The sequence below is a fragment of the Comamonas testosteroni genome, assembly GCF_030505195.1.
Taxonomy (GTDB): Bacteria; Pseudomonadota; Gammaproteobacteria; order Burkholderiales; family Burkholderiaceae_C; genus Comamonas; species Comamonas testosteroni_G.
Genome location: NZ_CP129672.1, coordinates 4,455,974 through 4,476,245 on the forward strand (window position 1 = coordinate 4,455,974; position 20,272 = coordinate 4,476,245).

The 20,272-nt window shown below is 64.8% G+C and carries 16 protein-coding genes; 6 read left to right on the forward strand and 10 right to left on the reverse strand.

The window, feature by feature from the left end; genetic code table 11:
• Positions 1-39: 39 nt before the first annotated feature.
• The 5 genes from QYQ99_RS20610 (at position 40) to QYQ99_RS20630 (ending at position 7,715) form a co-directional block, all read left to right on the forward strand.
• Positions 40-1,023, forward strand: coding sequence for a Bug family tripartite tricarboxylate transporter substrate binding protein (locus QYQ99_RS20610; protein ID WP_302089800.1), 984 nt, complete (start codon positions 40-42; stop codon positions 1,021-1,023).
• Between the two features lie 168 nt (positions 1,024-1,191).
• Complete coding sequence (locus tag QYQ99_RS20615; protein ID WP_302089801.1) at positions 1,192-2,370, forward strand: M20 aminoacylase family protein; 1,179 nt, start codon at positions 1,192-1,194, stop codon at positions 2,368-2,370.
• A gap of 30 nt (positions 2,371-2,400) precedes the next feature.
• Positions 2,401-3,408, forward strand: coding sequence for a tripartite tricarboxylate transporter substrate binding protein (locus tag QYQ99_RS20620; protein ID WP_302089802.1), 1,008 nt, complete (start codon positions 2,401-2,403; stop codon positions 3,406-3,408).
• A gap of 90 nt (positions 3,409-3,498) precedes the next feature.
• A complete protein-coding gene (locus QYQ99_RS20625) occupies positions 3,499-4,638 on the forward strand; it encodes a CaiB/BaiF CoA transferase family protein (RefSeq protein ID WP_302089803.1) in 1,140 nt (379 codons plus the stop codon).
• 173 nt (positions 4,639-4,811) lie between these two features.
• Positions 4,812-7,715: an aconitate hydratase gene (locus QYQ99_RS20630; protein ID WP_302089804.1), complete on the forward strand. Its 2,904-nt coding sequence runs from the start codon at positions 4,812-4,814 to the stop codon at positions 7,713-7,715.
• Between the two features lie 72 nt (positions 7,716-7,787).
• Here QYQ99_RS20630 and QYQ99_RS20635 read toward each other — a convergent pair whose 3' ends face one another.
• From QYQ99_RS20635 to QYQ99_RS20660, 6 genes are all read right to left on the reverse strand, one after another.
• On the reverse strand, positions 7,788-8,177 hold the full coding sequence (locus QYQ99_RS20635) for a VOC family protein (RefSeq protein WP_302089805.1): 390 nt from the start codon (positions 8,175-8,177) through the stop codon (positions 7,788-7,790).
• A gap of 136 nt (positions 8,178-8,313) precedes the next feature.
• Complete coding sequence (locus tag QYQ99_RS20640) at positions 8,314-9,429, reverse strand: PepSY-associated TM helix domain-containing protein (protein ID WP_302089806.1); 1,116 nt, start codon at positions 9,427-9,429, stop codon at positions 8,314-8,316.
• A 62-nt stretch (positions 9,430-9,491) separates the two neighbouring features.
• Positions 9,492-11,714, reverse strand: a complete 2,223-nt coding sequence (locus QYQ99_RS20645; RefSeq protein WP_302089807.1) for a TonB-dependent receptor family protein — start codon at positions 11,712-11,714, stop codon at positions 9,492-9,494.
• A gap of 256 nt (positions 11,715-11,970) precedes the next feature.
• Positions 11,971-12,831, reverse strand: a complete 861-nt coding sequence (locus QYQ99_RS20650; protein WP_302089808.1) for a plasmid replication/partition related protein — start codon at positions 12,829-12,831, stop codon at positions 11,971-11,973.
• A 155-nt stretch (positions 12,832-12,986) separates the two neighbouring features.
• A complete protein-coding gene (gene trhP, locus QYQ99_RS20655; protein WP_302089809.1) occupies positions 12,987-14,375 on the reverse strand; it encodes a prephenate-dependent tRNA uridine(34) hydroxylase TrhP in 1,389 nt (462 codons plus the stop codon).
• 27 nt (positions 14,376-14,402) lie between these two features.
• Positions 14,403-15,308, reverse strand: coding sequence for a LysR substrate-binding domain-containing protein (locus QYQ99_RS20660; protein ID WP_302089810.1), 906 nt, complete (start codon positions 15,306-15,308; stop codon positions 14,403-14,405).
• A gap of 146 nt (positions 15,309-15,454) precedes the next feature.
• Here QYQ99_RS20660 and QYQ99_RS20665 point away from each other — a divergent pair, with 146 nt between their 5' ends.
• Positions 15,455-16,225 carry a sulfite exporter TauE/SafE family protein gene (locus QYQ99_RS20665; RefSeq protein ID WP_302093227.1) on the forward strand — a complete coding sequence of 257 codons (771 nt, stop codon included), beginning with the start codon at positions 15,455-15,457 and terminating at the stop codon, positions 16,223-16,225.
• Between the two features lie 129 nt (positions 16,226-16,354).
• Here the strand turns inward: QYQ99_RS20665 and prfH are convergent, their stop codons facing one another.
• From prfH to QYQ99_RS20685, 4 genes are all read right to left on the reverse strand, one after another.
• Positions 16,355-16,942, reverse strand: a complete 588-nt coding sequence (gene prfH, locus QYQ99_RS20670; RefSeq protein WP_326999263.1) for a peptide chain release factor H — start codon at positions 16,940-16,942, stop codon at positions 16,355-16,357.
• Positions 16,933-18,087, reverse strand: coding sequence for an RNA ligase RtcB family protein (locus QYQ99_RS20675; RefSeq protein ID WP_302089812.1), 1,155 nt, complete (start codon positions 18,085-18,087; stop codon positions 16,933-16,935). The genes prfH and QYQ99_RS20675 overlap by 10 nt, the downstream gene beginning before the upstream one ends.
• A 393-nt stretch (positions 18,088-18,480) precedes the next feature.
• On the reverse strand, positions 18,481-19,662 hold the full coding sequence (tolA, locus tag QYQ99_RS20680; protein ID WP_302089813.1) for a cell envelope integrity protein TolA: 1,182 nt from the start codon (positions 19,660-19,662) through the stop codon (positions 18,481-18,483).
• 77 nt (positions 19,663-19,739) lie between these two features.
• Positions 19,740-20,171: a biopolymer transporter ExbD gene (locus QYQ99_RS20685; protein WP_302089814.1), complete on the reverse strand. Its 432-nt coding sequence runs from the start codon at positions 20,169-20,171 to the stop codon at positions 19,740-19,742.
• Positions 20,172-20,272: the final 101 nt, after the last annotated feature.

Below are 20,272 nucleotides of genomic sequence, written 5' to 3' on the forward strand. Positions count from 1 at the left end.
TGGCTGGTTCATCGGCAACACCCTTCCAAGGAGACAGACATGCATAAAGCCAGACGCGCAGCGCTGGGCCTGATGGCATCCGCCGCCCTGTCGGCGGCACTGCCCGCGCTTGCCCAGGAGAAATACCCGACACGCCCCATCACGTTCATCGTGCCGTTTCCGCCGGGCGGCCCTACCGACGCCATGGCGCGCATTCTGGCGACCGAGCTGACCAAGGAGCTGGGCCAGAGCGTGATCGTGGAGAACAAGGCCGGCGCCGGCGGCAATATCGGAGCGGACTTCGTGGCCCGTGCCAAGCCTGACGGCTATACGCTGATGTTCGGGACTTCGGGTCCGCTGGCCATCAACAAGCCGCTGTACAAGTCCATCAGCTACGACCCGCGCACCAGCTTCACGCCCATCATCTACGTGGGCTATCTGCCCAATGTGCTGGTGGTTCGGCCGGATTTGGGCGTTGGCAACGTCAAGGAGCTGATCGCGCTGGACAAGAGCAAGCCCGGCAAGCTCAATTTCGCGTCTTCGGGCAATGGCGCTTCATCCCATCTGGCGGGTGTGCTGTTCAACGGCCTGGCTGGCACCCAGCTGCAGCATGTGCCCTACAGGGGTACGGGGCCGGCACTCAACGACCTGCTGGCCGGTCAGGTGGACATGACTTTCACCGACATCCTCACGGCCATGCCCTATATCAAGGCCGGCAAGGTCAAGGCCCTGGGCGTGGCCACGTCCAAACGCTCCAGTGCCCTGCCTCTGGTCCCCACGATCGCCGAGCAGGGTCTGGCTGGCTATGACGTGAGCGTGTTCTTCGGCGTGGTCGGCCCCAAGGGCATGCCGGTAGAGCGGGTGGAGCTGCTCAATCAGGCCTATGCCAAAGCGCTGGATTCCGAGAATGTGAAGAAGGCCTTTGCGGCCCAGGGCCTTGAGCGCGGCGTGGACGTCAAGCCCGCCTATCTGGCCGGCTTCGTGAAGAGCGAACTCGACAAATGGAGCGAGGTAGTGCAAAAGGCCGGCGTGAAGCTTGACTGATGGCGCTGTCGCTTGGGCGCAAGCGCAGGCATGCCATCGAAGGTCGGACGTGTTAGAACTTTTCGAAACTCCTCACCTCGGTCGTGAGGAGGACACTGTGTCGCACTGCCTGCCACGCCCGAGAGTCCATGCAAGGCATGAGCCGGGGTCTTTCACCTATCCATAGCCATGACATCTTCAACTTCCCTTCTGCTCGCTCAACTGCAGTGCGTCGCTGCCGAGTTCGTCGAGGTGCGCCGCAGCATCCATGCCCATCCCGAACTGGCCTTCGAAGAGAGGCGCACCAGCGATTTGGTGGCCGCATCCCTGGCTCGCTGGGGCTATGCCGTGCACCGAGGCCTGGGCGTGACCGGCGTGGTTGGCGTGCTCAAGAAAGGCTCGGGCAGCAAGTCGCTGGGCATACGCGCGGACATGGATGCCTTGCCCATTCATGAAAGAACAGGCCTGGACTATGCCAGCCGTCTGCCCGGGAAAATGCACGCCTGCGGCCATGACGGACATACCGCCATCTTGCTGTGCGCGGCAAAGTACATCGCCGAAAAGCTCGATTTCGACGGTACGCTGAACCTGATCTTCCAGCCTGCCGAGGAGAATGAAGGCGGCGCCATGCGCATGGTGGACGAGGGCCTGTTCGAGCTGTTTCCCTGCGACGAGATCTATGCGCTGCACAACGCGCCAGGCCTGCCCGTGGGCCAGATGGCCATCAGCTCCGGAGCGGCCATGGCCTCGTTCGACCGCGTGACCGTTACGCTGCGCGGGCGCAGCGCCCATGGAGCCATGCCGCACCACGGCATAGACAGCATGCAGTGCGCGGCCAGCATCGTGCTGGGCCTGCAGTCCATCATCACGCGCGAGATCGATGCCCAGCAGGCGGCCGTGATCACAGTGGGCTCCATCCAGGCCGGCGAGGTCTTCAACATCGTGCCCGAGAGCGCCGTGCTCAAGATCGGCGTGCGCGCCCTGAACCCGGACGTGCGCAGCTGGGTGGAGACGCGCATCAAGGCCTTTGTGCAGGCCCAGGCCGAGAGCTATCAGCTCAGCTGCGACATCGACTACGTGCACAAGTACCCGGTGCTCGTGAATTGCGCAGACCAGACCGAATACGCGCGGCAGGTGGCCATACGCCTGCTGGGCGAGGACAAGGTGGGCGAGCGTACGCCGACCATGGGCAGCGAAGACTTTGCCTACATGCTGCAAAAGCGCCCCGGTGCCTATATCCGGCTGGGCAACGGCGTGGGCGAGGACGGAGGCTGCATGGTGCACAACCCGCTGTATGACTTCAACGACAAGGCCTTGCACATAGGCGCTGCCTTCTGGACGCAACTGGTGCAAAGCTACCTGGCCTGAGCGGCCGCATATCGAAGAGGGAGACAGGAGATGGGTACATGGAACCGCCGCGGCTTTGTGCGGCACACACTGTGGCATGCGGCCGCCTTGGCCGCCGGTGCGGGCGGGGCCCGCGCGGCCGAGAGCTTTCCGGCCAAGCCACTGATTCTCATGGTGCCTTTTCCCGCTGGCGGGGCCAGCGATGTGGCGGCGCGCATCTTTGCCGACTCCATAGGCCGCAGCATCAGGCAGCAGGTGGTGGTGGAGAACCTGGGCGGCGGCACGGGCCTGATTGCCGCAGCCAAGGTGCTCAACGCGCCTGCAGACGGCTATATGTTCTTCCATGGCTCGGCCAACGAGATCTTCCTGGCGCCCATGCTCAATACGGCAGCGCGCTACAAGCCGGGCGATTTCACGCTGGCGGCTCCCACGACGGAGTCGCCCATCGTGCTCATGGTCAAGAGCAGGCTGCCTGTCGAAAGCTATGACGAGTTCATCGAATATGCACGCGCCAGCAAAAGCGGCCCGCTGACCTATGGCTCGGTGGGCGTGGACTCCATGTACAACCTGATGGGCGATGCGTTGGCAGCCAGACTGAAGCTGCCGTTTTTGCATGTGCCCTACAAGGGCAGCGCGCCGGCCCTGCAGGACCTGGCAGGCGGGCAGGTGGACTTCGCCATCCTGCCTTATCAGGCCAGCTTCGAAGGTATGGCCAAGCAGGGACGGCTGAAGATACTGACCAGCTTTTCCAAGGCCTTGCCCAAGGAACTGGCCCATGTGCCGCTGATATCGCAAAGCCGCCTCAGCCCCGACTTCGAATACACGGTCAGTGCGGGCTACTTCGTGAAAAAAGGCACACCCGCCGACCGCGTGGCCGCGCTGCGCAGCGCCGTAGGGCAGGCGCTGGTGAATCCGGAAATCCGCGCCAAGCTGGAGCTGGAGGGCAAGCACCTTCGCGAGCCCGTTGCATCGCAGGTAGAGGCGGACCAGAGCTTCCATGCCATCCATCAGCGCCTGAGTGCGCTGGTGCACGGCGTGGGCCGAAAGCCTCTGGCCTGAGGCGTGAGCTGCCGCGACTGGCGGCGCAAGCCTACGCAATCGTTGATCAACACGCGGGCCATGGGCCCGCATTCTGTCTGAAAGTGAAACATGCACAATCCAGCCGCGGCTGGCGCCGGAGCCCTGCAGGGCGTCAAGGTGCTTGATCTGTCACGCATTCTGGGCGGCCCGTTCTGTGGCCAGATACTGGGCGACCATGGCGCCGATGTGCTCAAGGTGGAGCCGCCACAGGGCGACGACACCCGCACCTGGGGGCCTCCGTTTCGCGACGGTGTGGCCTCCTACTACTTTGGCTTGAACCGCAACAAGCGCCTCCAGTATCTCGACCTGTCCGTGCCAGAAGGCCAGCAGCGCGTGCGCGAGCTGATGGCCCAGGCCGATGTGGTGGTGGAGAACTTCAAGGTCGGCACCATGGAGAAATGGGGCATAGGCTATGAGCAGATGCGAGAAGAGCTGCCGCATCTGATCTGGTGCCGCGTCACGGGCTTTGGTGCCGACGGCCCCCTGGGAAGCCTGCCCGGGTATGACGCCGCGATCCAGGCCATGGCCGGCATCATGAGCATCAACGGCGAGGCCGACGGCGACCCGTTGCGCGTGGGACTGCCGGTGGTGGACATGGTGACGGGGCTGAACGCCACCATCGGCGTGTTGCTGGCCCTGCACGAGCGGGGGCGCAGCGGACAGGGTCAACTGGTGGACGCCTCGCTCTATGACTCCGGGCTGTCGCTGCTCCATCCTCATGCGGCCAACTGGTTCATGGGGCGCAAGGTGCCGCAGCGCTCGGGCAATGCCCATCCCAATATCTATCCCTATGACGTGATCAGCACGGGCGGTGCCCCCATCTTTTTGGCCGTGGGCAACGACCGGCAGTTCCGGTTGCTGTGCAACCATATCGGGCAGGCGGGGCTGGCGCAGGATGAGCGCTTTGCCACCGCAGGCCAGCGTTCCGTCCATCGTGACCAGCTCAAGCCCTTGCTGCAGCAGGCGTTTGCGCCGCTCGACGGCGTGCAGCTTGCCGATGAGTTGATGGCCATCGGCGTGCCAGCAGCGCCGGTGCTCGATGTAGCTCAGGCGCTCGAGCATCCGCATACCGTGCACCGCGAGATGGTGGTGACCATGGGCCAATACCAGGGGCTGGGCGCTCCGGTCAAGCTCAGCCGCACGCCGGCCAGCTACCGCCTTGCGCCCTTGAGCGAAGGACAGGAGTTTCTGCCGGACGCCGGCACCTGAGCCTGAACCTGCTTCACCGTACCTCCAGCCCGCCCAGCGCGGGCTTTCTTTTTTTGCGCCCCTGTGAGCCGGTTTGCGTTGCCGGGGCCCTGTCCCACCCTTTTCCCGGGAGTTGTGTGCACAATGGAATGCAAAAGCGTTTTCCCTGTGTTCTGTCCATGGAGAGTCTCACGATGTCGCATGCTTTTGCCAAAACCCTGAAGTCCTTTGAACTGGCCGAAGGCAAGAAGGGCAAGTTCTATTCCTTGCCGGCCCTGGCCAAGCAGTTCCCGGAGATCAAGCGCCTGCCGGTCTCGATCCGTATCGTGCTCGAATCGGTGCTGCGCAACTGCGATGGCAACAAGATCACCGAGGAGCATGTGGCGCAGCTGGCGCGCTGGCAACCCAAGGCCGAGCGTGTCGACGAGATTCCGTTTGTCGTCGCGCGCGTGGTGCTGCAGGACTTCACCGGCGTGCCCTTGCTGGCCGACCTGGCCGCCATGCGCAGCACGGCTGCCAAGCTGGGCAAGAAGCCCAAGTCCATCGAGCCGCTGGTGCCCGTGGATCTGGTGGTGGATCACTCCATCATGGTCGACTACTTCGGCACCAAGAAGGCGCTGGACCTGAACATGAAGCTGGAGTTCCAGCGCAACCAGGAGCGCTACCAGTTCATGAAATGGGGCATGCAGGCCTTCGACACGTTCGGTGTCGTGCCGCCGGGCTTCGGCATCGTGCACCAGGTCAATCTGGAATATCTGGCGCGCGGCGTGCACAAGGCCAGGAACGGCAAGGGGGATGCGGTGTACTACCCCGACACCCTGGTCGGCACCGACAGCCACACCACCATGATCAACGGCATAGGCGTGGTGGCCTGGGGTGTGGGCGGCATCGAGGCCGAGGCGGCCATGCTGGGCCAGCCCGTGTACTTCCTCACGCCTGATGTGGTGGGCTTCGAGCTGACCGGCCAGTTGCGCGAGGGGGTGACCGCCACCGATCTGGTGCTCACCGTCACGGAGCTGCTGCGCAAGGAAAAAGTGGTCGGAAAGTTCGTCGAGTTCTTTGGCGAAGGCACGCGCAGCCTGTCCCTGCCGGATCGTGCCACCATCGGCAATATGGCTCCTGAATATGGGGCAACCATGGGTTTCTTCCCTGTCGATGAGAAAACCATCGAGTACTTCAAGGGCACCGGACGCACCAAGAGCGAGATCCAGGCTTTCGAAGCCTATTTCAAGGCGCAGCAGCTGTTTGGCGTGCCCAAGGCGGGCGATATCGATTACTCGCAAGTGGTCAAGCTCGATCTCGGTGCCGTGGCCCCGAGTCTGGCCGGCCCCAAGCGTCCGCAGGACCGTATCGAAATCGGCGATGTGGCGCGCAAGTTCACCGAGCTGTTCACGGCATCGGCAGCGGTCAACGGCTTCAATCAGCCGGCACACAAGCTCGATCAGCGCTATCGCGTGGGTTGCGGCGAAGGTGAGCAGGCGACCGATGCACCGCCGCCCAAGGCAGGAGCGGAGCGGGCAGTGGTGGAAATGGTCGGCAACCGGCCCACCTTGGAAACCGCTCACGACGATGCGATGGCCACGTCCGTATGCGATCTGCCGGGGATCAACGAGCCGGTGCTGCATGTCGGCAATGGCGATGTGCTGATTGCCGCCATCACGAGCTGCACCAACACCTCCAACCCCAGCGTCATGCTGGCGGCGGGCCTGCTGGCCAAGAAGGCGGTGCAGGCGGGACTCAAGGTTCAGCCGCATATCAAGACTTCGCTGGCGCCGGGCTCTCGCCTGGTGACCCGTTATCTGACCGAGGCGGGCTTGCTGCCCTATCTGGAGAAGCTGGGCTTTGCGCTGGCCGGCTATGGCTGCACCACCTGCATCGGCAATGCCGGCGACCTGACGCCCGAGCTCAACGATGTCATCACCCGCAATGAGCTGGTCTGCGCGGCCGTTCTGTCAGGCAACCGCAATTTCGAAGCCCGCATTCACCCCAACATCAAGGCCAACTTCCTGGCCAGCCCTCCGCTGGTGGTGGCCTATGCGATCGCCGGGACGGTGCGCAAGGACCTGATGACCGAGCCGGTGGGCAAGGGCAAGGGCGGCAAGGACGTGTATCTGGGCGATATCTGGCCCAGCAGCGAGGAGATCCAGGAGCTGCTCAAGTTCGCCATGAATGGCAAGGCTTTCCGCAGCAATTACGAGCAGGTGGCGAGCGAGCCGGGCAAGCTCTGGGAAAAGATCCAGGGCGTGACGGGCTCCACCTACACCTGGCCCGAGAGCACCTATATCGCCGAGCCGCCGTTCTTTGCAGACTTTGCTCTGGAGCTGAAAGCGCCGTCCGCCACGACAGACAAGGCATCCAACCCAAGCGCGGTGCATGGTGCCCGCATCATGGCCTTGTTCGGAGACTCCATCACCACCGACCATATCTCGCCCGCCGGCTCCATCAAGGAGTCTTCGCCGGCCGGCAAGTGGCTGCTTGAGCATGGAGTGCAAAAAGCCGACTTCAACAGCTATGGCTCGCGCCGGGGCAACCACGAGGTGATGATGCGCGGCACCTTTGCCAATGTGCGTATCAAGAATCTCATGATTCCCGCCGCAGCTGACGGCTCGCGCGAGGAGGGCGGCATCACGCTGTACCGTGACGACAATGGCAAAGCCGAGAAAATGGCCATTTACGACGCGGCCATGAAGTACCAGGCAGCGGGCCGAGCCACCGTGGTGCTGGCCGGCGAGGAGTACGGCACGGGATCGAGCCGCGACTGGGCGGCCAAGGGCACACAGCTGCTGGGCATCAAGGCCGTGGTGGCGCGCAGCTTCGAGCGCATTCACCGCTCCAATCTGGTGGGCATGGGCGTGTTGCCGCTGCAGTTCAAGGGCAATGACAGCTGGCAAAGCCTGGGCCTGACGGGCGAGGAGTTCGTCGATGTGATCCCTGCCGCTGACCTTGCGCCGCAAAGCGATGCCCAGCTGGTGATCACCAGGCCCGACGGCAGCAAGAAAACCGTGACCGTGAAGCTGCGCATCGATACACCCATCGAGGTGGACTACTACCGCCATGGCGGCATCCTGCCCTATGTGCTGAGGCAGCTGCTGGCCTGATTGCGCCCGCTTGCCAGACAAAAAGGCCTGCGCTCCTTGGAGGCAGGCCTTTTTCGTGGACTGGTGCGAGCCCTATTTCATCGAGTGCAGGCCAAACATATTGCCTTCGGTGTCGATGGCCAGGGCAATAAAGCCATAAGGGCCTATGGAGACTTTGTCGCGGTGCAGGCTGCCGCCGTTGCGTGCGACGCGGGCGGCCTGCTCGGCGCAGTCTTCACAGACGAAATAGACCAGCGTGCCGCCGCCGCCAGAGGGGCATTCCGGCATGCGGACCAGCGCCCCGGTGGCGCCGGCGTGATCCGGCTGTCCGGGGAAGGTCCACATTTCCATATCAGGGTGCTCGCCGCCTTCCGGCATGGCCAGCGCTTGCAGCTGACAGCCCAGCACGGCTTCGTAGAAGCTCCTGGCGCGCGACATGTCCTGCACGTAGATCTCGAACCAGCCAACGGGATTCATAGCCATCTTCAGCTCCTTGTCTGCTTATCGGTGGAAGTCCAGATGCAGAGGCCGCAGAGGCTGTGATAAAAGCAGGCCCGGCCCTGAACAGGGGTATCCTAGCCTGCAACGTGGAGCAAGGGCCGGGCTCCGGTCCGCGCTCTCAGGGCTTCGCAAGCTTTCTGGCCTTGCGGCGGTGCCACCAGAGCCAGATTCCGCTGATGCCCAAGCCGCCCAGCACCAGACCGTTGAGACCGGCCAGGATTTCCATCAGCACGCCACCGAGCTCGCCCGTGTGCAGCGGATAGGCCACGGCCACCGCCGCAGCGCCGGGGTCGAGCTCATTCCAGCGCCTGACGTCCAGCACCGCCCCGTTGCGCGGGTCCAGCCATACCGAGCTGATGCCGTTGGGGTGCGGCTCGCCGGGGGCGCGAAAGCGGATGCGTACGGCCTGTTTGGCATTGGGCGGCAGCTGCACGAAGCTGGCCTGGGCATCGGGCATGGCCGCGCGGGCTGCGGCCAGCATGGCGTCCACATCGGCGGGCAGCGGTTGGGCGGCGCCTTCCTCAGCCAGTGCGGGCAGCTTGGGCGGCTTGACTGCCGTGCTGCTGGCGAGCACATTGAGCCAGTCGCCCAGCGGCCGCCATGCCATATAGGCACCGGTGACGACCGAGACCGCAATCAGCAGGCCCATGATCACGCCGCCGATGCGGTGCATGTCGAACAGGGCGCGCACCAGGGATTTGTTGAGCTCTATGCGCCAGTTGCCCGGCCAGCGCTTGGGCCACCAGAGAATGACGCCCGTCAGCAGCAGCAGCACATAGGCCAGCGTGGTCCAGGCCAGTATGGCCTTGCCATTGGCGTCGAGCAGCAAGGTGCTGTGCAGCTTGAACAGCGTGTTGACAAAGCCCTCGGTCTCGCCGCGCCGGCCCTGCTCCTGTCCGGTCACAGGGTCCAGGTAGATGGTGCCGCGCCAGTCCGTCGCCTGAACGCGCAGCCACAGGCTGTCCTGCCGCTGCTGAGGCAGCCGGAAGCGCAAAGTGGCTTTGCTGCCGAATTCCTCATGGGCTCTTGCCAGTATCGGTGCCAGTGCTGCGCCCTGCTGGGCCTGCTGGGCATTCGTAGTGCGGGCCTGGAACAGCTCGGGGTGTGCCATGCGGTCCAGCGGCTGGCCGATGATGAGCAGGGTGCCGGTGAGCCCGGCCAGGATCAGGATCCAGCCCAGGCCCAGGGCGAACCAGCGATGCAGCCGTAGCCACAGAGAACGGAGCGAAGTCATTGCGCGTGATGGTGTGATGCCCCAAGAGAGCGGCCTTGAGGGTGGACTCGCGGGGCCGCCGCTTAGAACGGCAGGGTGGCCTGAACGTACAGGGTGCGTGGCATGCCCACGTATTTGCCACCGCCGTTGTTGTCGGTGGAGCGGGTGAAGTAGCGGCGGTCAAGCACGTTCTTCATGCCCACGGTCAGGCGCAGATTGTTCAGCTCCTTGCCCGCCTGGTAGCTGGTGCGCAGGCCCAGGATGGCAAAGCCGGGGATGTCGCCCAGATTGCCGTTGGCATCTTCCTGCGTGATGTAGGAGTTGGGCTTGGCGCTGGTGCCGGGCGTGCCGGGCGAGCGTTGCCTGGACTGGGCGTTCAGATCGGCATTGAAGGTCCAGCGCTCCATCGCATAACGTGCCGACAGGCCGGCCGTATGGCGCGAATAAAGCGGCAGGTCGCGGCCCGCGAAGGGGCCGGCCTGGCTGGTGGCCTGGGTGAAGGTATAGCTCACGCCCAGCGACAGGCCCTTGAGTGCCGGGTAGTTCTTGCCGAAGTCATAGCGCAGCGCCGATTCCAGACCACGGTGGCGCGTGGCACCCAGATCGGTCCAGATGCCGTTGCCGGTGCCGTCGCCCGGGCGGTCCAGGAACAGCTCCTTGTTGAAGTCGATGTTGAACAGCGTCAGCTCGCCGTTCCAGGTGTCGCTCTTGTAGTGCGTGCCCAGCTCATAGGTCTTGGCCGATTCGGGATAGAGCTGGTTGTTGGACGACTGGGCCAGCTGCGCGTACTGCTGGGGCCCGAAGGACTTGCCGGCATTGGCGAACACCGACCAGTGGCTGTCGACGCGGTAGAGCACCGACAGCGTGGGCAGCAGTTCGTTGGCGGCCGCCGTCGGGTGGATGGCCGCTGCGCTCGCGCCCTTGTAGTCCACCACATTGTTGAAGGAGCGGATGCGCTCGTAGCGCACGCCGGGCGTGATGGTCCAGTTGCCCACATCGATGCGGTTGTCGATATAGAAGGCATTGGCCGTGGTGCCGCCCTGGCTGGTCTGGGTGGTGTTCAGCGGCAGGGCCATGGCATCGACCTGGCCGGGCACATAGAAGCCGGAAGTGGCCAGCGACGTTTCGGAGCTCTTTTCCTTCAGGTAGCGATAGCCAACGCTGACTTCCTGCACCACGGAGCCGGTCTCGAAAATGCGCGAGTAGCGTGGCTCCACGCCGTAGTAGCTGTAGTCGCGCGGTGCGGCCGTGAGGCTGCGCTTGCCGGCATTGGCGCCGGTGGCGTCGCGTTCGATATAGCTGCCGCGAAAGGAGTCCACGTAGTAGCTGAGCACTTCGAAGTTGTTGCGCCCGTCCTTGTAGCTGTACTTGAGCGAGCCATCGGTGCGGCGGCCCGTGAACTGGTCATAGCTGCGCGTGCTCTGGAACGGATCGGCTGCGTACTGGGCCGTGGTCAGGCCGCCGGGCATCTGGCCCTTGCCCTCGAAGTGGTGCAGCGAAGCGGAGATGCTGCTGTTGTTGCTGAGCTTGTAGCTGCCCTTGAGCAGCAGATCGTCGATGTCGGTCTTGTCGTTGCTGCTGCGCCAGCCCTTGCCGTGCGTGCCCGAATACAGCACGGCCAGGCCCAGGCCCGACTCGTTGGTGCCGCCCACAAAGAAGCTGGGCGTGGTCTTCACATTGCCGCCGTGGCTGTAGATCTCGGTGCCGATGGAGGCTTCGGCCGCAAAGGTCTTGGGAATGGCGCGCGTCGTGAAGTTGATGATGCCGCCCACGTTCTGCGGGCCGTAGCGCACGGAGCCTGCGCCGCGCACCACGTCGATGGAGTCCAGATTGCCCAGCGCCACGGGCGCCAGCGACAGCTGGGGCTGACCGTAGGGAGCGTAGGAGACGGGCACGCCATCCTGCAGCACATAGGAGCGTGGCGACAGGCGCGCGGTCAGACCGCGCACGCTCAGGTTCAGCGAGATATCGCTGCCGCCCGTGCCGTTGCTGTCCTGAACCTGCACACCGGGCACCAGGCGCAGCGCTTCGCGCAAGGTGGCAGCGCCGCTTTCCTGTATGCGCTCGCGCTCGACGATGGTGCGGGCACCCGGATGCTCCAGCACCTTTTCGGCACTGGACATGTCGCCGTCCAGCCAGTTGCCGGTGACGGTGACCGAGTCCAGGGCGGCTTCGGCAGCGGCTGCGGTGGCGCTGGTCGTCTGTGCATGGACGGGGCTGGCGAGCACGCCAAGGGCTGCGGCAACGGCAGCGGCGGCGCTGCTCAGGCGAAAAGCAGGGGTGTCGGAAAAATGGAGGTGAGCCATAGGTGTTGTAGGGGAGGGCACACAGCACCTGGCTGGCATGAACAGCGCGCTGCCCCAGCCTTGCGCTGGCGGCATCTCTTGTCTTCAGTCGGGGCCGGAGGGGGCTATGTGGCGTTTATTGGCAGGCGCGAATATTAATGAGAATTGCTGTCATTTGGCTGTATGTGGTTATGTTGAGACACAAAAAAACAGCCTCCCCGTCCGGCAATCTGGCCGTGCGGGGAGGCTGCATGTGGGAGCCGGGCGAGAGGGCGGCTTAACCCTGTTCTGCCAGCAGGTCCTGCAAGGTCTTGACCTGCAGGCGCAGGCGCTCGTTCTCGGCCTCCAGCTCGGTGACGCGGGCCTGCAGCTCTTCGGGGCTGGCGGCTGGCGCGGCTTCAGCCGATTCATCGGCTTCGGGCTTGGCGGCCTTGGGCTTTTTCTTGGCGTCGCGCACGCGCTTGGCGGCCTGCTTGAGCGCATCGGCGCCTTCGGCGGCCACGGCCTGCTGCTCTTCCTCGGGCAGGGTGGCGACCACGGCAGCGGCGTTGAGCGAGAGTTCGCCGGCCTTGACCGCGGCCACGACTTCGGGGGCGGCCTTTTCCTGGATGGTCTCGATCATCTTGACCTGGCCGGCCGACAGGCGGGCGGCGCGTGCCAGGGCTTCACGTGTGTCCAGCGCTTCGTCGGGCACCTTGGCAACACTGGCCAGGGCCTCGGCCACCACGGGGTCGGTATCCCCTTCCCAGGGGGCTTGCTCGCTGGCCGGCTGCGCGGCCTTGGCGGCGTTCACGGCAGCGGCCGCTGCAGCGCGTCGCTCGGCAATGATCTCGCGCTTGCGCAGCGCCAGCACGCCGCGCTGGAAGTCGGAGACCGATCGGCGGCCCAGATGCTGGTCGATCATCCACAGATGCACGTCGTCCATGTTCTTGAACTGGGTGGCCTGCACGGTGTTGAAGGGCAGGCCGTGCTTGCGGCAGATGCCGTAGCGGTTGTGGCCGTCGATGAGCAGATCGCCCCAGACCACCAGGGAGTCGCGGCAGCCTTCGGCGAGGATGCTGCGCTCCAGCGATTCGTACTCGTCCGGGGTCAGAGGGTCGATATAGGCCTTCAGGCCTTCGTCAATCTTCAGTTCCATGTGTGTTCTTCAAATTAAGGAGCTGCTTGCGCTTATTGGCATTCGTTTTCAGCATGAAATCTATTTGAATTCAATAGATAACGTGCGATGGCAGCTATAGATAAAAGAGCAACGCCCCAGCGAATGGGGCGTTGGAAAAGCAAAGCCGGTCGAGCTTACAGCAGACGCGAAATCAGCGCACCTTCCACAGGGCCTTCCAGCGGAATGCGCACGCGCACGGGGTTGCCTTGAGCGACTTCCACGGGCTGGCCTTCGAGGTTGAACATCTTCTCCAGCTTGACTTGGCGGTTGCCCTGGGGATGAATCACTTCGATGGTGTCGCCCACGGCGAAACGGTTCATGGTTTCAATCTCGGCCATGCCGTCGGCCCAGCCGCGCACCGCGCCCACGAAGTGGCTGCGCTGCAGCACGCTGTGGCCGGTTTCGTAGTTCTGGTAGTCGTTGGCAGGGCGGCGCTCCAGCAGGCCGCCGGTATAGCCGCGGTTGGCCAGGCCTTCGAGCTCGGTGATCAGGTGCGGGTTGAAGGGGCGTCCGGCCGCGGCGTCGTCGATGGCGCGGCGGTAGGTCTGGGCCGTGCGGGCGACGTAGTACAGGCTCTTGGTGCGGCCTTCGATCTTGAGCGAGTCCACGCCGATCTTGGTCAGGCGCTCCACATGCTCCACGGCGCGCAGGTCCTTGGAGTTCATGATGTAGGTGCCGTGCTCATCTTCCATGATGGGCATCATCTCGCCGGGGCGGCCCTTTTCCTCGAGCAGATAGATGGCATCGGCCTTGGGATGGCGCTGCTGGTCGCCGCAGGTGCTGGTGAACTGGTTGTCCAGATCGTTCTTGGCTTCTTCGAAGCTGAAGCCGTTTTCCATGGTCTGGCCCAGGGCCTCGCCAGTGTTGGGGTCCACGACCGCGTCATGCGTCTTGTAGTCCCAGCGGCAGGCGTTGGTGCAGGTGCCCTGGTTGGGGTCGCGGCGGTTGAAGTAGCCCGACAGCAGGCAGCGGCCCGAGTAGGCGATGCACAGCGCGCCGTGCACAAATACTTCCAGCTCCATGTCGGGGCATTCCTGGCGGATCTTCTCGATCTCGTCCAGGCTCAGCTCGCGCGACAGGATGATGCGCGAGACGCCCATCTTCTGCCAGAACTTCACGGTGGCGTGGTTGGTGGTGTTGGCCTGCACGGACAGGTGGATTTCCTGCTCGGGCCACTTTTCCTTGACCATCATGATGAGCCCCGGGTCGGCCATGATCATGGCGTCGGGCTTCATGGCGATGATGGGTTCGATATCGCGGATATAGGTGCGCACCTTGTCGTTGTGCGCAATCAGATTGCTGGTCAGGAAGAACTTCTTGCCGCGTGCATGCGCCTCGGCAATGCCCTGGCCGATCTGCTCCAGGCGGAATTCGTTGTTGCGCGCGCGCAAGCTGTAGCGCGGTTGGCCGGCGTAGACCGCGTCGGCACCAAAGTCGTAGGCGGCACGCATCTTGTCGAGCGAGCCGGCAGGCAGCAGCAGTTCGGGGGCTTTGAGGGTCATGATGGCGCTATTGTCCCGCATAGCGCTTTTCACCATAGCTTGCTAAGGCTACGCGGTCTGTAGCAGTTGCGCGTGCAGTTGCTGCGCCGGCAATGACAGGGCGGCCGTGGCGGCGGGTGTGCACAGCAGCAGCTGGCGCTGCGCCCAGGCATCGGACAGTGGCACGGCCACCACGCCGGTGGCACCGCCGTGGCGCTGCACGGCGGCCAGCGGCAGCACGGCAATGCCCACGCCCTGGCCCACGAGCTGGCACAGTCCCTCGAAATGCTGCAGCTGCACCTGCATGCGCAGCAGCCTGTCGCCGATCCGCAAGGCCTGTTTTTGCAGCAGCTGCTGCAAGGCGGAGTCGCGTGGCAGGCCGACCCAGTTCTCGTGCAGCAGCTCGGCCAGCGGCAGTTGCCGGCGCCCGGCCAGCGCATGTCCCAGCGGCAATGCGGCGGCCAGCGGGTCCGGCCTCCAGGGCTGGCAGTGCAGGCCAGCCAGGGCGCTGCTGTCTTGGGCATCCCAGGCGGCCACGCCGATATCGCACAGGCCCTGGCGCAGTCCGGCCAGCACTTCGCTGCTGGGGCATTCCTGCAGCTCCAGTGCCATCTGCGGGTGCTGGCGCAGAAAGCCGCTGACGGCCAGCGGCAGATGCTCGCGCACGGCCGAAGTATTGCCGCGCAGCCGGATCTGCCCGGCCAGGCCGGCACCGAATTCGCCCATGGCTCCGCGCAGGAGCTGCATCTGGCTGAGCACCTGGCGCGCATGCTGGCCCAGGGTATGGCCTGCGGCCGTGGGCTGCACGCCGCGTGCCTTGCGAATGAGCAGCGCCGTGCCCAGAAGCGCCTCCATGCCGCGCACGCGCTCGCTGGCCGAGGCCAGCGTGAGATGGCTGCGCTGTGCAGCTGCCGTCAGCGTGCCGCTGTCGAGGATGTGCACAAACAGCTGGAGGTCGGTCAGGTCAAAGCGCATGGGGGTCAAGCCTAAGGTTTATACGAAGTCTGGTTTTGGCAAATCCCGCTGGTCAGGCGCGTCTTATCGCCTGATTATCAGAGCCATGCAAGGTGTTGGTGATTCCTGCTTGGCTTTTATGGTTCGGATGATACGAAGGATTGATGATGTGGAACGAAGGCTGGATGGCTGCGGCAGCCATTGCCGTGTTTGGACTGGCGGGTTGTGTCAAGGGGGTGGTGGGTCTGGGCCTGCCCACGGTTTCCATGGCCTTGCTGGCGGTGTTCATGCCGCCTGCGCAGGCGGCGGCCCTGCTGCTGTTGCCATCGCTGGTGACGAATCTGGTGCAGATGCGGCCTGTGGCGGGTTTGCGGCCCTTGCTGCAGCGACTGGGCTGGATGCAGCTGGGCATCGTGCTGGGCACGCTGGCAGGCGTGGCCCTCTGGGGCGGAGTCGGCAGCCTGCCTGCCGCCAGGCCGGCCCTGGGCCTGGCGCTGGTGGTGTATGCCCTGTGGGGGCTGTCGGGCCTGCGCTGGCAGACGCCGGCGCCGCACCAGGCCTGGCTGGGGGCGGTATGCGGCTTGCTGACGGGCGCCATCACGGCGGTGACTGGTGTCTTTGTCGTGCCAGCCGTGGCCTTTTTGCAGTCGCTGGGCCTGTCCCGTCCCGCACTCATGCAGGCCATGGGCCTGTGCTTTACCACCTCCACGCTGGCCCTGGGGGCTGGGTTGCTATGGCAAGCGCCAGGGACGGGCGCTCAGGCCCAGGAGATGGGACTGGGACTAGAACTGGGGCTGCTGGTTTCGGCCCTGATGCTGATTCCGGCTCTGGCCGGCATGCACTGGGGCGAGCTGCTGCGCGAAAAACTCTCGCCCGAGCTCTTCCGGAAGCTGCTGATGCTCAGTCTGCTGGCCCTGGGTGTCTACCTGTGCTTCTGAGTGGCCGGGCCGTAGTTGCAAGGCATGCAGGCCCAGCCACAGGCTGCCGGGCAGCAGCCCGGCAGGCCGCTGCGACATGGCCGCCACTCCTGGCTTCGGGAGGAAGTCGGCAAAGCCGCCCAGGGGCGCTTACAGGCGGAAGACCTTGACGGCCCGGCCGCGCTCGACTTCCCAGTGCTGCTGGCTGCGCAGGCGCTGCGCCTGCCCCTGGCTGCGCGCATTGTGCTGCGCCAGCTTGATGGCCAGCAGCTCGCGCGCCAGCCGCTTGTTGGCATGCTGGCTGCGTTCGCTCATGACCTTGACGGCAAGCCCGCTGGGCACATGCAGGGCATGGACGGCCGAGTCCGTGGTGTTGACATGCTGGCCGCCCTTGCCCGACGCCTTGCAGGACTGGAACTGGATCTCGCCGTCCATGGCCAGTTGGCGCGGCGGCTCGCAGCGCTGCACGGCGACGAACCAGTTCCTGCGCGGATGCCGGGGCCGAAAGGGGCTGGCGAAGATCCACTGGATGGTGCCCAGCCATTCGCGCAGGGCGGGCGTCTCGCGCTCGCAGCGCAGCAGCACCGACCTGTAGCCGGCCGGGGTGCGGAATTCCTCCAGCACTTCGACGGCCAGGTCCTCGGCCGCGCAGGCCAGCAGCAGCTTGCGCAGCGTCAGCTGCAGCGCGTATTCGCACTCGGCAGGGCCATGGGCGGAGCTCAGTTGCATCAGCAGCATTGCATGCCTGCCTTCTTGTAGGTCAGCAAGGGCTTGAGACGCGCGACCAGCTCCACCAGTCCGGCTTGCTGCAGGCTGGCGACCACGGAGTCCACATCCTTGTAGGCCTGGGGGGCCTCCTCGTAGACCAGCTCGCGGTCCGCGCAGACCACGGCGCTGCCGAAGCGCGTGCGCAGCAGCTCGTCCAGCGTGAAGCGGGGCCGCAGCCGGCCCATGCAGTCCGTGCGCGCCCATTTGCGGCCGGCGCCGTGGGCCAGCGAATCCAGGGCCTCGTGCCGCCCGGCGACGGGCCGCACCAGATAGCTGTAGTCGCCGCGTGAGCCTGGAATGACGACCAGACCCCGGTCCGCCGGCGTAGCACCCTTGCGGTGCAGAAAACCGTCCTGGCCCTGCCAGTGGTGGGCAAGCACATGGTTGTGCGTGATGTCGAGCACGGCCTCGCCCTGGGTGCGGATCGCGCGCAGCAGGCGCTGGGCGATGCTGCGGCGGTTGAGCTGCGCATAGTCAATGGCGGCATCGTGCTGCAGCAGGTATTGCCTGGCGGCTTCGCTGCCGGCGGCCAGGCCGTCGTGGCTGAAGCGCTGCACATGCTCGCGCAGTATGGCGCTGCCAAGGCCCCGCGAGCCGCTGTGCACCATGAGGTGCACGCGCTTTTTGTCGAGCGCGCCTTCCTCGTAGAGGGTCTCGACCTGCTGCAGTTCGGCAAAGTGGTTGCCGCCGCCGATGGTGCCCAGACTCTGCAGCAGATAGGCCAGATCGGCGACGCCGCTGGTCTGCGCGATCTGTTGCAGCTGCTCCATGTCCACGGTCTCCAGCAGCTCCTGGGGCAGAGGGCCGTTGATATTGCCCACGGCTTTTTCGAGCCTGACGCCCGAAGTCTTGTGCACGGCCAGATCGGTCGCGTACAGGGACATGCCGCAGCCTATGTCGCCGCCGACCAGGGCCGGGTAGAAGTGTCCTGTCGAGAAGAATGCCGCGCCCACGGGATAGCCCCGGCCCGGATGCAGGTCGGGAAGACCCACGGCGGCGCGGATGCCGTCCAGATGGGCGGCGGTGGTGTGAAGTTGCTGGATGGCAGCGTCCTCGATCCAGACGCTGCGGTTGGCGAACACCTTGATGTAGGTGTCCGAAAAAGAATTGCCCATGAGTGGCCCTTGGTCGAATGCATGAAATCAGCGATGGGGCAGTCGCGACATGCTCGGCCAAGAGGCATCCGGAAATACACGCGCAGCGCAAAGCCTGACTCCATGTCGTTCCATGGGTCGGCCAGGGTCTGCAGCGTGGCGGGAAGCGCTAGAAGGCTTTAGGCGTACACGACTGCAAAGGGATTGGTCGTCTGGGACATGGCTCTCTCCTTTGCGTGAGTGGGTGAGGCGCGCAATCCTTCGTGGAGTGCGGCAAAGAAAGTCATGCTATGGACTGGCGGGCGGCGGCGCAAGCTGCGCAGCTCGCTGCGTTGCGGATTGGCCACAGATATGAAAAAGCCCCGCAGGCCATGCCTGCGGGGCTTGGAGGGGCGCGCGGGGAGCCGTCCCGCGTCAGTCCTGGGGTCTGAAGCCGATGACCAGATCCGAGGGCACCTTGCCGTCGATATCGCGCGGCAGTTTGTCGGTCTTGTGCAATGCGCGGACCACGGCCTCATCCCAGGCCGCGTTGCCGCTGGACTTGGAGATCGTGGCACTGGTGATGGTGCCGTCCGGTGCCGTGCGCACGCGAACTTCGGCGCGCGGATTGCCGCTGACCGTATCGGGGTAGACGATGTTGGGCTTGACGCGTGCGGCCACCTTGGCACCGTAGCCGGCAGAGGGGCCGCCGCTGGCGCTGCTGCCCGCACCGCCGGTGCGACTGCCGCCAGTGCCGCTGTGATCGCTGCCACCGCTGCCGCCGGCATTGCCAGAGCCTCCGGCCAGCCCTTGCAGGCGTGCCAACTCGGCCTTGCGGCGCTCATCGGCTGCCTTGGCATCCCGGGCGTCCTTGGCCGCCTTCTCCTTGGCTTCCTTGGCCGCTTTTTCCTTTTCAGCCTTGTCCTTCTCGGCCTTTTCCCTGGCCGCCTTGTCCTTGGCAGCTTTTTCGGCTTTCTCCTTCTCAGCCTTTTCCGCTTTTTCCGCTTTTTCCTTCTCGGCCTTGTCCTTGGCCGCCTTTTCGGCCTTTTCCTTTTTCTCGTGCTCGAGCTTTTCCTTGCGTTCCTTTTCCGCTTTTTCCGCCTTTTCAGCCTTTTGCTTTTCCTGCTGCGTCTTTTCGGCCTTTTCCTTTTCGGCCTTGTCCTTCTCGGCTTTTTCCTTGCGCTCTTTTTCCCGCTGCTCGCGGGCTTCCTGCTCGGCCTTTTCCTTCTTCAGCTGCTCCTGCTTTTTCTTTTTGGCCAGGGCAATCTCGGCCTCATGATCGTCGTCATGGGCCTGAGCCTTGGGGGCCGGCGCAGGAGGCGGCAGCGGTACCACCACGGGCTCTGGCGGAGGAGGCGGCGGCTCGGGAGCCGGTGCGGGCTGCGGCGTGGGCTCCGGAGCGGGAGGCGGCGGTGTCACGGCGGCTGCGGAAGCCGGGGCGGAACTGCTCCAGACCTCGGCTTCGACCATGGCTTCGTCGGCTTCCTTGGGGGGGCGCACCGTCCACAGCAGGGCCGCGATCAGCAGCCCGTGCGCGGCCAGGGCGAGCGACCATGAGCGCGCCCGGCCTTTGGGGCGGGGCGGGGCAAACTGATCGCGATCTTGCTGGTTAGGCATGGTGAATTGGTGGTCTGCGCGGGCTACGGCTTCGAGGCATCAAAGTCGCGGCTGGCGGCAGAGCTTCATGTATGGGGTCAATTGCTGGAAGAGGACACAACGCCGAAGGCTATGCGCTTGACGCCAGCCTTGGACAGCGTGGTATGCGCCTTCATGACGTCATCGAAGGGCAGGCCCTTGTCGGCGACGATCTGGATGGCGCTGTCCTCGCCCTGGCCTTGCTGCCAGGACTGGGCCAGACCCTGGAGGTCGCCCGGCTTGATGGTCTGGGTGTTGCTGCCGCTCTTGAACTGGATGCTGCCGTCCTTGTCGAGCAGTACATAGGCAATGTTCTTGGTCGGCGGGCGCGAGGACTTGCCGGCGCTGGGGACGTTGATGGAGCCGGGCGTGAGCATGGGGGCCGTCACCATGAAGATGATGAGCAGCACCAGCATCACGTCGATGAAGGGCACCATATTGATTTCGTTGACGGTGCGGCGATTGCGACCGCGTGAACTCATGGCTGGCATGGATCACTCACTCCTTACAAATAGAGACTGCACAGCGCAGGCTGAAGACACCGAGCAAGGGCCGCCCCGCAGCAGGGACTGCCCCGGCGAAGGTGTCGTCC

What these genes read in the sequence shown, in the direction of transcription:
- QYQ99_RS20645 (WP_302089807.1), bottom strand. Translation starts at nt 11,714, where the DNA reads ATGGCTCACCTCCATTTTTCCGACACCCCTGCTTTTCGCCTGAGCAGC.
- QYQ99_RS20665 (WP_302093227.1), top strand. Translation starts at nt 15,455, where the DNA reads ATGTGGAACGAAGGCTGGATGGCTGCGGCAGCCATTGCCGTGTTTGGA.
- QYQ99_RS20625 (WP_302089803.1), top strand. Translation starts at nt 3,499, where the DNA reads ATGCACAATCCAGCCGCGGCTGGCGCCGGAGCCCTGCAGGGCGTCAAG.
- QYQ99_RS20660 (WP_302089810.1), bottom strand. Translation starts at nt 15,308, where the DNA reads ATGCGCTTTGACCTGACCGACCTCCAGCTGTTTGTGCACATCCTCGAC.
- prfH (WP_326999263.1), bottom strand. Translation starts at nt 16,942, where the DNA reads ATGCTGCTGATGCAACTGAGCTCCGCCCATGGCCCTGCCGAGTGCGAA.
- tolA (WP_302089813.1), bottom strand. Translation starts at nt 19,662, where the DNA reads ATGCCTAACCAGCAAGATCGCGATCAGTTTGCCCCGCCCCGCCCCAAA.
- QYQ99_RS20635 (WP_302089805.1), bottom strand. Translation starts at nt 8,177, where the DNA reads ATGGCTATGAATCCCGTTGGCTGGTTCGAGATCTACGTGCAGGACATG.
- QYQ99_RS20615 (WP_302089801.1), top strand. Translation starts at nt 1,192, where the DNA reads ATGACATCTTCAACTTCCCTTCTGCTCGCTCAACTGCAGTGCGTCGCT.
- trhP (WP_302089809.1), bottom strand. Translation starts at nt 14,375, where the DNA reads ATGCGGGACAATAGCGCCATCATGACCCTCAAAGCCCCCGAACTGCTG.
- QYQ99_RS20675 (WP_302089812.1), bottom strand. Translation starts at nt 18,087, where the DNA reads ATGGGCAATTCTTTTTCGGACACCTACATCAAGGTGTTCGCCAACCGC.
- QYQ99_RS20640 (WP_302089806.1), bottom strand. Translation starts at nt 9,429, where the DNA reads ATGACTTCGCTCCGTTCTCTGTGGCTACGGCTGCATCGCTGGTTCGCC.
- QYQ99_RS20610 (WP_302089800.1), top strand. Translation starts at nt 40, where the DNA reads ATGCATAAAGCCAGACGCGCAGCGCTGGGCCTGATGGCATCCGCCGCC.
- QYQ99_RS20620 (WP_302089802.1), top strand. Translation starts at nt 2,401, where the DNA reads ATGGGTACATGGAACCGCCGCGGCTTTGTGCGGCACACACTGTGGCAT.
- QYQ99_RS20630 (WP_302089804.1), top strand. Translation starts at nt 4,812, where the DNA reads ATGTCGCATGCTTTTGCCAAAACCCTGAAGTCCTTTGAACTGGCCGAA.
- QYQ99_RS20685 (WP_302089814.1), bottom strand. Translation starts at nt 20,171, where the DNA reads ATGCCAGCCATGAGTTCACGCGGTCGCAATCGCCGCACCGTCAACGAA.
- QYQ99_RS20650 (WP_302089808.1), bottom strand. Translation starts at nt 12,831, where the DNA reads ATGGAACTGAAGATTGACGAAGGCCTGAAGGCCTATATCGACCCTCTG.